We start from the raw sequence: 16,769 nt of genomic DNA, 5'->3' as shown, positions 1-16,769 counted from the left end.
TGGAAGTAATTGTTTATATTTTTATTTTTTTAATCACCAGAGGCGACTACTTGTTAAGAGAAACCTAGTCAATTATTGATAGGCTTCTTCTTACCACAACTCAAGTAGCAACCCATTGAATAATTTGTTATTAAATTATTATTAATTATCTATTTTTTAAAACTCATAGGTAATTTCAGCCGATATAGAACGTCCAACAGATGCACCGCCGTACTGTCCTGAGTTGTAATACGGCCACGCCGTGTGTGTTTCATCATGTGGTGGCTCTGGGTTAAAAATATTAATCACTTGAGCACTGACATTTAATACATCACTCATTCTATAAGATGAGGTTAGATTAAACGTATAATAAGCATCTAAACGGTCATATTTTTCAAAGTAATGGCTGTTTTCATCACCAAATTCTTGTGGTGGATTCCAAATTGGGATTGAACCGGTACGACGGCCACTGAATGTAATAGATAAATATTCTGCCATCCAAGTGAATGAGCCATTTACCACAGACCTTGCAGTTTTATTAAACCATAAATCTCGGGTATGTATTTCGTCGCTTTCACCGTTAACTTGATAAGTAGAATCTAAAGTGTGGGTCCAGGCGATATTGAAGTACCAATCACCGATGCTGCTTGCATAGTGATAGGCTGCTTTGGCATCAATCCCTTCGGTAGTTTGTTTCGCAACATTAACATGTGTAGTACTTACCGACTCGACCATTTCGCCAGCAAAGCCAGTTTGCTCGCGGTTGATCTTTTCTGAGTTCTCTAAACATTGCTGGCTGCCAGGCACTATGTCCGGTCGTTCAGTAACCGGGTAAGGATAATAGTTGTCGGCATCTTCATTTTCAGTATCACGAACTTTACAATAGTAATCTGTTTCTAAAATACCCTGAATTGATTCACCTTGGACCAAGTTTTCAATTTCAATTTGATACCAGTCGAAGGTCAGATTTAAATCGTCACTCACATCCCAGACAAAACCAATTCCGTAATTAGTTCCTTCTTCTTCTTTGAGTATTTTAGAGCCAGAACTATTACCTTTAATCGACTGTACTGAACAATGCTCACTCGGATCGAACGGTTTAACATCGCTAGGTAATTCACCTGTTATGTCATCACGCTGATTGTTATAATACAAATCTTCACAAGTTGAAATATCTGCCCCAGAAGAGTAGTAGCCGCCTTCAGTGGCAAATACGCGATGCATATCAGGTGCCCTAAAGCTCTTACCCCAATTGGCTCGCAGCAGAAGATCTTCTGTAGGTCGGTATTCAAGCCCCACCTGCGGTGAGAAGCGACCACCTACGTCTGTGCTATCATCGTCATATTGATCATAGCGGCCGGCAATTTGCGCATTAAGTGAATCAGTAATGGGAAATTGTAATTCTAACCCTACAGCATAACGCTCTCGATCACCGCCACCTTCTGTACCGGTAACACCATACCAGCCAAAGCCATCTTTGTTTAAGGTGCGATCGTCGAGTTCAATGTCATAGCCTTGCTGATTCCATTCAGCAGTTAAGGCAAAATACATATCCCCTGCCGGCAGTTCCAATAATGGCCCAGTAATTAAGGCAGAAACGGTATTTGAATAGGAGTCGGCAATTGTCGCTTGCGTGCCAACTAAGGCATCTTTTAGTTCGGCGCTTATTGGCTGATAAAGATCGGTGGAGCCTAAACCATCATAATATTCGACATCCCAGTAATCACCTTTTTCACCTAAGTAGGTGTTATAGACTTGTTCTTCTTTTAATAAACTAGAGTATTTGTCATTACTATTTTCACTGCGACTAAAGCCAATATCCCAGTCGAAATCATCAAGAATGATGCCCTGAAGCCCCATATTAATCTGTAAAGACTGATCTTCAATATTAGAATCTCTGAACCCTAACTCATGCTCAGCAAACAAGCGCTGCTCGGTACGATAATCCCAATACTCAGCACCGGCATATTTATCGCCTATATCTTGCAACGCTTTCATATTACCATCGGCTTCTGGTCGATATTCAATAATTGGGGCATTTATATAATGGAAGCTACCGCGTAAAAACGCATCTTGTTTTGCATACATCACATCTGCGTAAACTACAGTATCGTCGTTTAGGTCATATTCACTGCTTACATAGACTGAGACTGTTTCACGTTCATTACGAATGGTTTTGGTGCCTGACAGGTCGACACCACAGTAATAACCATAGTTATTTTCGTCTTCTTCACCTAGGTTCATAATGCGCTGGCTATGCTCGTAACCTGAGCCTGAATCTAAACACAGTTGCTCACCTGGATCGCGATACAATGTCCAGCTCTCGTCAAACTCTTCATCCTTAGCACCATGATGTGCAGTCCAGTCTTCATCGACGTTTTCATCGTCTTGATAAAAGCCTAATTTAACCATTTCATCAACAATAAGAATACCGCGGTCCAAGTAATTATGGCCGGCAGGACCGTCTTCTACCGAGTCCATAAAGTCACGGTCTTTAGAAAAGATAGGATCTTGTTTTTGATACTCAAGTGCCATAGTTACGGTGTAATCATCACCTGAGGTACCGGTAACTAATTGCAGTCGAGCTTCGTCGCCTCCCCCCTCAGTTGTGGTCCCAAATTTTGCGCTAAAGCTGGTATCTTCAACATCTTTTTTGGTAATAATATTCATTACACCAGCAACAGCATCTGAGCCATAAATTGCCGAGGCCCCGGAAGTAAGGATCTGAATATTTGAGATTGCTGCGGCAGGAATCGATGATAAATTCACAAAGTTTGAAGCGCCATTGTACGGCGCAGGATAATCGGCAACCCTACGGCCATTCACTAATACCAGCACCTGATTACTACCTAAACCACGTAAACTTACTGTTTGCGCATTAGGGGTAAAACCGCCTTGCGCGCCAATTTCAGCGCCTTGGGTGACACCAGTGTTTTGGGTTAAATCTTTCAGCGCATCATAGGCAGTAGCAAAGCCTTTCTTAATCATATCATCTGAGGTGATAACCGTAACTGGGCTGACGCCTTCCAACACGTTGGCTTTAATTCTTGAGCCAGTGACCTCAACAATTTCAATTTCTTCATTATCGGTTATCTCATTGTCGACATCGTCCATGTTTTCTTGTTGCTGCTTATCGGACTTTTTAACCTCTTGCTCAGTTAAGCCTTGTTCGAATGCATACACCTGTGTGCTTGCAATTGTGCCTAGTAGTATTGCGGTTTGAATACTACTGGCAAGTTTGTTCTTTTTAATCACAATTAATTCCCTGATACTCAACCAGCAGCTGAAGAAAGCTTGCGCTTATCTTCAGCTGTTGCTTGCATTAATTATTATTTTGAATTGATGTTAGTTTTACGACGCAGCGCAAACATTGAAAAGCCTAGAGCTAACCATAGAAAGCCTAAACTGCCACCATTGCCGTTATCTTCTCCGGTAACATAAATAGTAGTTACAATAGGATTAGATTTGCGCGCAGAGTTACTGCCGATAAATTCGAAGCTTAGTTCTTGATCGTGGTTATATTTAGGCACCAAAAAGCTTAGCTGTGAGCTATTGATATTGGTGACCACTTTTGGGCCACTGATTTGTTGCCATTGGTAACTAATTTCAGCATTGTCAATGACGGCATCAACAACGACAGCACTTAAAGTAACAGTGTCATCGGCTATAACTAACGTATTCGTCGCGGCTACGGTAAATAACGGTCTGCCCTTTACCATTTCGGCTTGCTTGGTGCGGGCAGTTTGCGGTTGCTCACTATCATCAAGTATTGACGTTACATAAGGGGTAATATCGGTGGTACCAGATACATTTTGATAGTTAAATACTATTTCAACGGCACTGGCTGTTGAGTTTGCCGGGTGGTTATAAGTGAAAGAGATAGACTCGCCATCTTGTTCAACGTCTAACGGTTGAGGAGTGTTGGCAGCGCCGTTAATCACGTTGGCTATAGTAATAGTTTCTAATATTGAGCCGCTTTCAAGGTCAACAGACAGCTGATAAACTTTGTCCATAGCGCTGTCGTTAGCCATAAAGCTAATTTCATAAGTCGCTAAAGTATTGCCTTTATCGTTGTCAATTAATGACAACGCCACATCATCAATACCACGGCTAATATTAACATTTACTGTGCCAATATTTGTGCCCAACTCTTTCTTAGTACCAAGACCGATAATGCCATAAAAGCGATCATCTTCTTGCATATCTTCCTGCCAGAAAATATCTATCGGCACGGCTGAATTGGCTTGGTTTTTACGTTGTGCCTTAACTTTTAATTCGTCTTCACCTTGAACCTCAAGATCGTCACTCACCACGGTGATAGCAAACTTAACATCATCATAGGTCTGCTCAGTCGCCATATCGTAATCTTCATCGTCAATATGGTTGAATTGATTACCGTAATTATGTACTAGCAACCAAAAGTCACCATTGACCGGATTAGCACTATCTAGCACTTCCAAGGCTTTATTGCTGGCGATGCTGAACGCTTGCGCTCCTCTGATTTCAAATGGTCCCGCTTCACCGTCAAGGTTATAATCATAGCCAACAAACAAGTCCAGATCAGGCGATGTGGTCTCTAATATTTCAATAATTAAACGATCTGAGTTGGCCGGTATGCTTAGTGGCACTACATAAATCGACTCTTTGTCGTCACCATAATATTCAGTGTATTTAGAGCGTTTAATCTTAGCGTCATAAATAGTCGCTTTCGATAATGCTGAAGCTGTGCTGATAAATTTATCAGAGCCTATCGACGATACGCCTTTTAACGGTGCGCTACCTTCATTACGATGGGCAACAATATTAATTTCTGAAGGCGCTTTACCCGCTTTAAATTGAACAGTAACTGGTAAACTCACATCAGGGATGCTTTCATCAGTTGTACTTAAGTGAACTCGACCGTCAGACCATATACTGTCTAATTCGCTGGTGACACTTGCAGTGATAGACAAGCTAAATTTTTCATCCGCTTTGAGTGTAATTTGCTGGCCATCTTTATCGCTCGAAAGCTCCATGCCTTTAGTCGTATAGCTGTACGAAATATTCCAGGTTGCATCTTTGGTTGCGGTAAACGTACGAGTCCAGGTACAAGAGCCTAAACAGTCGCCCTTTGATAAACTTGGCAAATTCATTCGCGCTGGCTCACCATGCCAACCTTCTGGCAATTCTTTGACCAAATCACGGATACTTTCAACTGGCTCTGCAGTTTCACCTTCTAATAAGGGTAATTGGATAAACACCACATCACCAAAAGGATCGGCTGCCATATAACCTTGTTCCGACTCACTCATCAGTAAGCCCGACATGGCTGCTCGACTAACATTGGCCAAGCCTGCCCCAGTAGAATGTAGTTCCGCAGGAACCAAGCTGAGCTTATTTTTAACCACAGGCCCGGTAAACTTAAGACCTGTACCTGCTGTTAGCATTAGTGCTGACTGTACCTGCGCGGGGTTCCAGTTTGGTTGCAAGCCTTTCATTAAGGCTAACATGCCGGCAATATGAGGGGATGCCATTGAGGTACCCGATTGATACACCTGTTCGGTACGGCTTCGGTACGCCTCGGGGGTATCAAATTCTTGCATGTCGTAGCCTAAACCTGATGCTAAAATATCTACGCCTGGCGCAGAAATACTCGGCACTAGGTAGTCCTTAGTGAACGGATCAGGGCCTTGTGAAGAGAATCCGCCAACAACCCCTGAAAAATCATCTTCGCTAGCGAATGATGTGCTACTGATCACCTCCGATGCACTCAAAGTTACCTGGTGATTATCTCCCCGGGCTAACCAGTCTAATAATATTTCACCCTGTTTTTCTTCAAGGTGAATGGCTGGTACACTGTGCATATCAGCTGCGATGTTGTCAGGGCTATCATTGGTATTGATTAAAATCATGCCAGCACCACCGGCAGCCTTTACCGCAAACCCTTTAGATACACGACTTAAGCCGACATTATTAAAGGTACCACCACGATTACAAACGACAACTCGACCGGCAACTTGTTCCGGGTCTAGACTGCCTAAACCACAAGAGCCAGCTATGCCATAGCGCTCAACAGCATTAAAATGCTGGTGTTTATGCGTATGTGTGTACTTACCGCGGTGATCTTGCATTTCGTTGTGGTAATCGGCGGAGTTAGTTGGATTTGTGTGTTGGTCGGCAAAAGTAAAGCCAGCTTCATTTATATGGGTATGTTCATGCTCATGCTCTAGGTCATTTTGATATTCAACATTTTCAGCCAGCACAACGTTACTGGCCGCTAAACCTTGTGTTGCACCAGCACCAACTAGGATATTACTTTCCATTTCAAAAGCATCATCACCACCGGTTAACGTTAATGTTTTATCATTAAAGGCGCGATCATGAGTCACTGCTGCCGCAGAAAGCAACCAAGGTGCATTGCCCGGCGTTTTTATTGTACCGCGACCACCAAAGCCTAGATTACCTGCCGAAACTGCAACATGGATACCAGCTTCTCGCGCCGCTAAAAAGGCAATAGAAGTATGATCATACCAAGGTATAGTCGCAGGCATCCCAACAGAGTAATTAAGTACATCGACGTTATTATTCATCGCGTGCTCTATTGCTTGTAACGTCTCTTTTCCGGTACAGCTACCAAATTTATTACATACTTGGTAAGAAATAATGTTTGCATGTGGTGCCACACCACTAATTTGTTCATAGCTAAAGTCTTGCGGAAATTGTGCCTCTAATGGTGAGCCAATAATAGTTTCGGAGATCACATTGCGCACGACATTGCCAGCCGCAGTGGAGGCCGTATGTGTGCCATGGCCGTTAGTATCTTGGCCAGTTGCACTACGTTTATCTTGTAAAGAGCTGTTTACTAAGTCGCGACTGTATATACCAAAAGCAACAACACCAACTAATTTATCATTACACCAACCAGGCTTTATTGCGCAATCGCCAAAATATACGCCTTCGCCGTAAGGATTTGTATGATCATAATCAATAATTCCGTCACCATCTTCGTCTACTTTATCTTTGAACGAAGGATTAAATGGCGGTAAGTTGTCAAGGTCGGTTATTTCTTCAACCGGCTGCAAAAATGAAGCAATACCGGAGTCGATAATACCAACTACAACGCCCTCGCCCTTAAAGCCTTCTACGTTCGGACTGCCCGCCCAAACTTTATCCGCACCGGAAAATTGTGGTCCTCGATCGGTCGTAATATGTGAGATTTGAAACTTATTGACCGCAATAACCTCTGGTAATTGGGCAATGATTTTTGCTTCACTGGCACTTATTTTAGCCGAAAAACCGTTAATCGCGGTATTAAAACTGGTGTCAGTAACAACGGTTCGCTGTAATCGCAAGTTGATAAACAACTGCTGCTCTTGCTGCTTACTAGCAAGGTAATTTAAGTAGCGTTTTGACGCTAAACTTTTGGTGTTTAACTTACCTTTTTCAGTGCTATTAGTGTGCTTGCTCGCCAGCATATTAGTGGCTTGTAGGCCCTGAATATTACCGGCATAAGTGGCAAGCGGTTTATCCACTAATACCACTAAGTATTCACTCTCTTGACTGCGATATTTTTCCTTAAATGGGTTATTTATCAAATGATAGCCAGATTTATTTTCTTGGCTGCGCAGTATGCTTGACTCACCTTCATGGTCGGCGGGCACATAATTGCTTGCGGCAAATGCAGGAGCACTTAATTGCTGGCAAGCTAATGCAATGGGTAAAACCGAACATAATATTCGAAGTTTAATTTTCACAATAGATTCCTTTTAAGAGAGCTCCTTAGAGCTCTCTTTGCATAATTAACGGTAACGACGACGCAGTGTCATCAGCAACATAAAAATTCCAAAGTGCATAGCGCCGGCAGAAGACTGTTGTTCTTCTGGTTGGCCGCTATCATTGGCTTTGGCTATTTCGAAATTAATTTCTGCGCTTAGCTGAGTGGCACCATCACTGACGATGATCGTAGCGCTAAATTCGCCATGCTTAGCCGGCGTTCCGGATAACCTTCCGGCTTTATCCATGGTTAACCCTAGCGGTAAGTTATTGGCGATAAAAATCATTCCTTGATTATCGTCATCGGTAAAGTTTTGGCTAAGATCTACGGTGTTAAGCGGTTGTTGTTGTTGCGCCTGAATGTGCGCGATGCTGGTTAGTTGTTGCGGTGCATTATCATTGACATTGGCAACACCAACGGTAATTGGTAATGATTTACCCCAAACTTTACCCCAGTTTGCTGCAACCACAAGTCGGTAGCTTTTACTGCGCTCAAAGTCTAACTGCGTGGCGTCTCGTACCGACAACACCCCTTGCTCTGAGAGTTGGAAAGGTGCGCCTTCATCACCATCCACTAAAAATAAGCGCTGGTTCTGAAGTTTTGTGATATTGTTTGATTCGCGTTGTACATAACCAATAATTTGGCCATTTTGTGCATTTTCTGGCACGATGAAACTTTGCCCGGTTTGGATATTTAACACCTCGGCTGTGCCGTCGGCAATAGCAAAGTAAGACGTTTTCGGGCTAAACACTACGGCACCGGGCAAACATTCTTCTACTTTAAATAACGATTGGCAAACGTTATCACTTAAATACGACACTCTGACTTTACCATTGGCGGGTACCACTATGTGGTTTTTCCAAATTAACGATTCAGACTCTGTCTGGTTAGCAATTTTAATCACGCTGCCGGTATGAAATGAATATGCTGCACCAGCCAACAACTCAGGCTCTTGCAATAGGTCACTAAAATCGACTTCGGTGATAAATGCAGTTACGTCAATATTATCGCTAGCGCTTAACTCAGCAGGAAAACATGATGCTAAGGTTTCATTGGCTGCAAAAGTACAATCAATATCATTGTTAAACTCAATGGTTTCAGGCATTGTGAACGTTAATACTTTATTAAAACGCGGATGAGTAAGCTGACAAGACTTGTTGCCAAATTCGGCTTCAGCACAAGCATAGTCATAGTCACGACGCTCAAACTTTGCTTGTTCATTAACATCATAATAATAACCGTCATAGAAGTAATCGATTATCGACATGGTTATTGGGCTAGTAAAGGTACGTATACAGTTGCCAACATTGTCGGTTATATAACCATCACGACAGTTATCGGCATCTTCATCTGCATTTTCATCTTCGACGATAACATCGATGATCTCACCGTTAGTGCTGAAATTGTGCTGCATAATAGGATCGTCAACGCCCGGCAGTGATTGTCGGTCAGTTGAAAACTGTAAAGCAATAGGCTGCTCAAATGTGGTGTGATTGATCTCACCATGGTACATTTTATCGGTACATATATTGATAATTAATGAATCACCACCGGGGCTAATTATAAGTGGCAACCCAGTATCTTTGAGTCTAGCCAGCGGCTTAGAACGGTCTTGCTCCATTGATAAATCACGATAAGTACTTCTAAAGGCGCCATTTTGATCAAAGCCAATGGCTAAACTGGTTAGCATACCTTTTTCACGAAGGCTTTTTTCTAGCAACTCATTACTGCCATCGGCCAGTTCTACACTCTTTTGGTTGTACATTTTTACATACAGCAGTGTACTGCCTAAACGATCAAAGTGATTCGCCATTGGCAGGTCCATTTTTTCAAACATTCTGACCGCAAGACTCATTTGTTTACCCGAACTACATTGCTCCTGCGGGAATATTCCGCCAGCAAGTGATTTAATGTATCGGCCGTGGTTATCCTCTCTGCCAACTGGTTTATTTTCGGCATTATAAAAGAGCGTCATCGCATATAAATCTTGTTCCATTGCAGAGTTATTGCTGAGCTCTGCTTCATGGTGAGCCCAACGGATCGGGTATGTTGCCTTATCGACCCAGTCACTACTATGCGGCACCACTGGTCGCTCTTTATCTTTATCAAGGTAATATTCATCATTGTAAATAGGCGTGTAATCAACACTCTCGGCATCGACGACAAAAGACGAGGCAAGCTGTGGCATTATCATCCAAGGCATATGAATACTGGCACCAGGATTGCGCTCGTGGTTTAACTGAATAAAACCATTAATCGCCAATTTGTCCCAATTTTCAAGGCTAAAGTCTTTACCCTCAGTTATAGGTGGCGGAGCTAATTTATCAGCGTCAATATTGAACGCCACGGCAATGGTTTTTACTTCATTAGGGGCTAATACGATATACTCAGGTAACACGACATCAATCGCCTGATTGTTTGGCGTGTCACCATTAATAATAATTTCGGCGCGATAAGTTTGGCTTTTGTCGGTCAAATTTTTAACGATGATGTTACGGCTAAACCCGGATTTATTAAACACACTTTGCTGACCAAGATTAATGCTTGGTAACAGCGTAGTCTGATCCATCATCAGCGCGTAGGATTTCATCGCTGCAAGCGGGTTTAATGAGCCGCCGCCTATTTGTGCAACGCCCCAATGCTGTTCAATATCCAGAATACCGGTGTTAACAATAAGCGCTTTAACTTCGCTATTGGTTAATTCGGGGTTCGATTCCATGATACTCGCGGCTGTACCGGCTACTTTAGCCGCAATTAAATACGGTGTGGCTGTTATTTTATGAAAACCTGAGCCGGTTGCGGCCGCGGCGCCGGTAACATCGCGTTTTAATGCTAAAATATCTGGTTTTAAAATTGACTCACCGCGTGTTGGCCCTAATGGGCTATTGTCGGCAACGGTGTAATTGTCAGCTTCATGCTCAGAATAGCCAACAGTAAGAGCTTCTTTTACGCCACCACGATAACTTAACGAATAATAGTTATGATACTTGTAGTGATCATCATCTCCCGCAGGGACAACTACCAACGACCCGGTAGCGGCCACGGCGCGAATCAAGCCCATTTGAGTGGGATAATGTGAACCTCCAGTTTCCAGTTCCTGATAGTAAGCACTGATACTATTGGCATAATCAATCAATAAGATATCGGCACTGTCTGACATATCACCATCTTGGTTAGGATCCATTGCCATTTCAAGGGCAAGCGCAAAGTTGCCACGGCTTTCGTATCGCACATAATTTCTAAATGAGATGCCAGATGTTTTATAGGCCAATATTTTGGCGTCACTAGCCGCTTGTCTCACAAGCGAGGCTGCCATAGTACCTATGCCACCAGTATAATGTTGCCACGAAGCATAAGGGGGAGTGTAATCTACCGGATATTCTATAGGGTTATAATCGTATAAACCTTCCTCTGAAGATAAATCGAAACCGCCAATCACCACATCATTAGGAAATCCGCCCCAATAATTGGTGGCATTGGCATAGCCTTTACTAAAGTCAGCTACTGTGCCTTCGCCGCCTAAAGAGGCATGAGTGTAATCAACACCCGAGCCAATTAATGCGACCACAGTATGGCCACCGTCATCATTAACTTTAAGTTTGGTATATGGACTTTGCTCAGCTTCAATAAATTCGGCATCGCTGGCATCAACTACGTTAATGCTGGTTACCAACGAGTTTTGTTGCAGCTGCTTTGCCGCCGCCTCTGCCATTTTAACATACAGCATATTGCCAACGATTCGAAAACGTCGACCGACAACGGCATTTTGATCTAAGAGTGAAATATCGTCAATAAGCTGTTGTTGCTCGGTGTTGATATTTAAGCTTGCTTGCTCGCGTGAGATATTTTGATTTTGCATTGCTTGAGCAAGTGCACCATCGTTAGACAGTGTAATTAAATAGGTATGAGAACCACTGCCTACTTGTTCATAGATAGCAATGAACTCGGATTCATTTTGCTGGCCAATTGTTGTTGCCAGGTTTGCGGTGTTTGCGCTCGCGCTATTTACGCTCGCGACCAGCAACCCTACTGCACATATTGCTAGTGTAGATTTTTGAAAAATCATGCACATATTCCCCTTCAGTGTATTGTGCTCTTATTATTTATTCTTATTTTTTTGTAACCTTTGTTAAACAAAGGTTACTTTAAAGGGCATTAAAATACGGGCAGGCACTATAACAAGCAATTTGATAGGGCTTATAACACCTATAAATATTTTTATTAAAGTTATCTATTAAAGGTATAAGTCGTTACATTACAGCACGTTAAAAATTATTCATGTGTAATATAAAAGTATACTTATTGTTAACTGCTATAAATAAATTGTTAAATCTAAGACAACACTTTCGCGCAATAAACAACGTTAACAGTGTCATTGTAGTTACGGCGCCCTATAACTTACGACCTGAACCAACGGAAAAACCAAGAATGGCTCCCGTAAGGTTGTAAGCAAGTGGGTTGACACTTAACCTTACAATTCAAGCAGCGCATTGTTAAAGCTAGTGGGACTAACTTAGCCGCTTATTGATAACAGGCTTACTTTGATAATTTATTCCACAAATGACGATGTGTAAGCCAGACAATGTTGGACGTTACAGGTGTAGTCTGTTGGCAGGTTTAGTTGAATTTAATTGGCATAGACAGATTAGTTGGCTCTGTCGGCTTTCATCGAGTTAGCCTGGCTTAATCTGGTTTAGTCGCACCTATTCGGCTTAAAGCTCTAGCCGCAATTATAACTACATGCGCATCTGCCATCTCGCGCAGAATATGGATTTGAATATAATGTCTAATTATTTTGCTTGGATACGATGCCAAGACTTTTCGTTATTGCACTGACTTCCTGCTAAACAATTGCACTCAATTAATCCATTGCTCTGATCAAGTATATAGCTTGGCGATGTTGCGCACATTTGCCCTCCAATATTACATAAATAGCATGTACTTAGTTGTGCACTTCTAACTTCCTATGACTTCTTTTGGTCTGCCGGGTTTGCCGGGTTTTCCAGCTTCACAGGGCAAACAAATTTAATACCATTCGAGGTGATTTGCGTTGATTATTCCCTGAATAAAAAAAAGCTCCCGAAGGAGCTTTTAAATTAACGAGTTATATTAACCGATTAGTGTACTAAGAATGTTTTCTCTTCTTTATACGACTTACCGTCGATAGTAATATTAAGCTCAGCAGTCACTGACTTAACATACACACCTTTTTTACCTTCAGGTTGTGACCATGCAATAGAATTTACAATTGATGGGATTGGGTAAGAGTAGAACACTTTCCCCGCAACAGCTGGGTTATAACCTACAGCTAAAGACACTTCTTCACCATAAGCGGCAGCTACGCTCTGTTGACCTTCGTCAGTCATGAAGAAAGTAGCACTCCTGTCAGTACCTACATTAATAGTCGGGGTAACAGTTTGCCCACCTGATAATTGGGTGTCGCCAAATTGTACCATCAAGCCATCAATTTCAATTGTGCCTTCTAATGGGTTATCCCAAAGTGGCACATCACCGCCATTACAGACACTCCCTTCTGGACATTCAACTTGTCCAATTTCAGCATACATAATCTCAACTGAAGTTATTTTCATAAATCCGTCTAGAGCCACTGGTGAAATTATTGATATTGGCGCACTCGACACATTCGGTTTCTTATTATAAGCACCAAATTTCTCATTATAACCCGGTAGCGTACTTTTAGCTGTATAGCCACCTTGGTAGTAATAGTTGTCATAAGACGGAGTTCTACCGATGTAGCCGACTGTTGAACCAGGTAAAGAAACTTTTTGTAGGTCACTAATATCAGTATTAGCCGAATAATGGCTATCAGCAGTAATGCTTGCTACATATTGGTTACCATCATAGTAGCCCGTGGCCGTTTGGTTATCTGTTTGATCGCCATCATCAGCACTGATATCAGCTAAGGTATACTCGGCTTTATTAGCCGCTGTAGATACGTTAACTACATCAAGATTTGAGTTATCGTGCAAGCTTAATGCTGTCGCAGTTAGGCTATAAGTCATACCATCTTTAACCGTGCTAACATCGCCCGTCATGGTTAGTACCGTTTTGTCTGCATTCCAACTATAGGTTAATGTTTGCTCAACTGTATTGCTAGTTGCATCATAGTAACCAGAAATCAAACCTTGGTTGGTAACTAACTCTTGCACCATAGTTGTTGGCTCAGTAGCATCATTTTGGTAATAGCTAATTTTATCAGTCAGTTCACCATCTACCGCCACAAATTTCACTGTATGTAGGTCTTTGTTCCAACTATTTTTATTTTCAGTTACAAAATCATACATTGGCGACGTTTCATCACCTTCTATGTGATCTGGGTGAACATTGGCATAAGGTGTGCGCCAAGAGTTATATTTGGCCATCCCATTTAATAAACCAGAGTTTATAAACGCGAAACCGGCGTATTGACTTTTACTCATATAATAACTAGAGGTTTTGTAATATTTTCCCTCTTGTGGAGACGTAGTACCTGAATAAGAAGATGGGAAGTTGTTTTCATGCCAGTTTGACTTGTTTAATGGGTTAGCTGACGCATTTTGACCATTATTTGCCATTGGTATCTCATAACTGAAATCAGCTATTACACTACCTGCAGCAGCAGCAATGGCGGTTTCAGCAGCTGTAACACCTGCTTCAGCATCAACAATAGCGCTTTCAGCAGCTACTTTCTCAATAGCAAAAGCTACTTGCTTAACAGTAAAAGCTTCTTCAGCGTCTGTAATTTCTAGTTGAGCAGCAGCGATAGCTTCGGCTTCACCATTAGTAGCATCAGTAACAGCAGTCTCAGCAGCAGCTACTGCAGTCACAGCATCAGTAACAGCAGTATTAGCCGCATCTTCTTCAGCTTCAGCTTCAGTAACAGCAGCAGCAGCATCGGAAGCAACTGTTTCAGCTGCTTCAACAGCCGCAGTTGCAGCAGTTGCAGCAGCTAATGCAGCAGCAACATCTTCTTCAACAACAGGCACAGCTCGATTAGCAGCTGTTAATGTCGCGTAATTAGCCGTTAATGTATCGTCTGCAGCTATTAATGCATCGTCAGCAGCTGTTGATGCTTGCTCTGCATCCGTTAATGCATCGGTAGCAGCTGTTAATGCTTCACTAGCAGCTGTTGAAGCTTCGTTAGCATCTATTAATGCTTGCTGTGCATTAGGTAATGCATCGGTAGCATCTGTTAATGCTTGCTCTGCAGCCGCTATAGCTTGTTCAGCATCCGTTATTACTTGCTCAGCATCAGTAAATACTTGCTCTGCATCCGTTAATGCTTGCTCTGCATCCGTTAATACTTTGTTATCAGCATACCAGCCTTGACCAGCAAAGTGGTAAACCCTTTGGCCATCAATCGTTTCAAATGACTGATATCTTGACATGCTTTGCCCCATATCCCAGGTCGAAGCAACTAATTCAAAATCATGATGAGATGACACTGGCTCATTAACAATCTCTGCCGGGTGAGTAAACTTGATCACTACCTGGTACTCACTGTTAGCAAGTAAACTGCTAGAAACCACTTCATAGCCAAAGTCAGGTACTTCAGTATCAATTATTTCTTGATCTGCTGTTGTTATAGTAACGTCGAAAGAAACTGTTGGGTCTGCAATTAGAGCATCTACTGAAAGCGTTAATTTCTCGCCTGTTGCTAATACTGTGATAGTTTTAGCATCTAATGCCGCAACACCAAGAGTAACACTATAAGCACCGTCTGCCGTTTTCATTGCAGAATAAGTATCACCTGCGATAACAACCTCTAACATTTCGCCGGCAAAAGTGGCTTCGCCATTTTCATCGGTTAAATTAAAGTTAAGGGTATATTGCATTGCATCCATATCAGCTTTGGCAAAGCTGTGCTCAACCACATTGTCACCGGCAGAGATATCATCTAATGTGCCGTCAGCAAGTTCAATGCTATCCATGCCTACCGAAGTAATTGGGAATGCTTGGCCATTATCTGGCAAGCTAAAAGTATAAACGCCGTTTGCTTCTGTTGCCACAACATCGTTTACCGCAACCATGTAACCTTTGGCCGATAATGCTGAAACATCGTCAGCTAAGAAATGGTTACCTTCGATGAATAATTGCATGCCTTCAACTTTGCCGCCATTAACATCGTTTAAAGTAACACTTGCTGTTCGTGCATTAAATACGCTGATTGGTTGAACAATTTGGCCAGTCGCTGATGTTTTACCTTGGTAATAAGCTGGAGCCATAGTACCGTCGCTTGAACTAACTACTAACATGTAGTCACTTTCAGGGGCTAAGTCGGCGAAGAAAAAACTACCGGTTTCGGCAGATGTTGTAGAAAGAGTCTGACCATTAATGTGCAAGTCAATAGCAAGCTCTGCTACAGCAGCACGAGTTTTACCATTGATAACACTGCCTGAAACAGAAGCCATTACGGCAACTGGCGCTTCGATAACAACATTTGGCGCAGCTACTTCAACTGGTGCAGTTACTTCAACTGGTGCAGTTACTTCAACGGGTGCAGTTACTGCTGCTGGCTCTACTGTAGTATCATCACCGCCACAGGCGCTAAGCAATGCTGATGAAATCACTACCGCTAGAGTACTTTTATTATATTTTACTGTCTTAGACATGAAATTTCCTATTGTTTTAACTTAAATTCAGTGAGTAAACCTTAATTTTTATTTATGACCATGCTCAGATTGAAGTCATTGCTATAAAAGAGAATGAGCTCAAATCTAGGTACAGTTATTTAAGTTTATTGGTTTACAAACTGCTGAGTTATAAATATGAAAAACAGTGATAAAAAACAACAGCCCAGCCTTCGTTTTATTAATAATAAATTTTTTATTTGTTTTCTATTTACATAAAAAACAATAACTTAGCAAAAAAAGGAAAATTAAATAACGTTGCGATTATGTTTTAACTTTACTGGTGAGTGGAATAGTTTTTGAACTTGTAGGTGTTGTTATTAATGATTACGGCAGCCCAGCTTAATTCTCGCTTATCTCGGCTATGACTTATCTAAAATCAACTTTGTTTATAACTGAGTGTGCCT

4 protein-coding genes are annotated in these 16,769 nt (G+C 42.0%); all 4 read right to left on the bottom strand.

The window, feature by feature from the left end:
- Positions 1 to 156: 156 nt before the first annotated feature.
- The 4 genes from RGQ13_RS07415 to RGQ13_RS07400 all read right to left on the bottom strand — a co-directional run bounded on the left by RGQ13_RS07415 (position 157) and on the right by RGQ13_RS07400 (position 16,344).
- Positions 157 to 3,234: a TonB-dependent receptor domain-containing protein gene (locus RGQ13_RS07415; protein ID WP_348392917.1), complete on the bottom strand. Its 3,078-nt coding sequence runs from the start codon at positions 3,232 to 3,234 to the stop codon at positions 157 to 159.
- A gap of 74 nt (positions 3,235 to 3,308) precedes the next feature.
- Positions 3,309 to 7,712, bottom strand: coding sequence for a S8 family serine peptidase (locus tag RGQ13_RS07410; RefSeq protein WP_348392916.1), 4,404 nt, complete (start codon positions 7,710 to 7,712; stop codon positions 3,309 to 3,311).
- Positions 7,713 to 7,757: 45 nt separating this feature from the next.
- Positions 7,758 to 11,798 (bottom strand): S8 family serine peptidase, encoded by a 4,041-nt coding sequence (locus RGQ13_RS07405; protein ID WP_348392915.1) that lies wholly within the window; start codon positions 11,796 to 11,798, stop codon positions 7,758 to 7,760.
- A 1,051-nt stretch (positions 11,799 to 12,849) separates the two neighbouring features.
- Complete coding sequence (locus tag RGQ13_RS07400) at positions 12,850 to 16,344, bottom strand: hypothetical protein (protein ID WP_348392914.1); 3,495 nt, start codon at positions 16,342 to 16,344, stop codon at positions 12,850 to 12,852.
- Positions 16,345 to 16,769 lie beyond the last annotated feature (425 nt).

It is taken from the genome of Thalassotalea psychrophila (assembly GCF_031583595.1).
In the GTDB taxonomy this organism is placed as follows: Bacteria; Pseudomonadota; Gammaproteobacteria; order Enterobacterales; family Alteromonadaceae; genus Thalassotalea_A; species Thalassotalea_A psychrophila.
The sequence above is the reverse complement of the archived record's forward strand: the minus strand, read 5'-3'. Positions and strand labels throughout refer to the sequence as shown.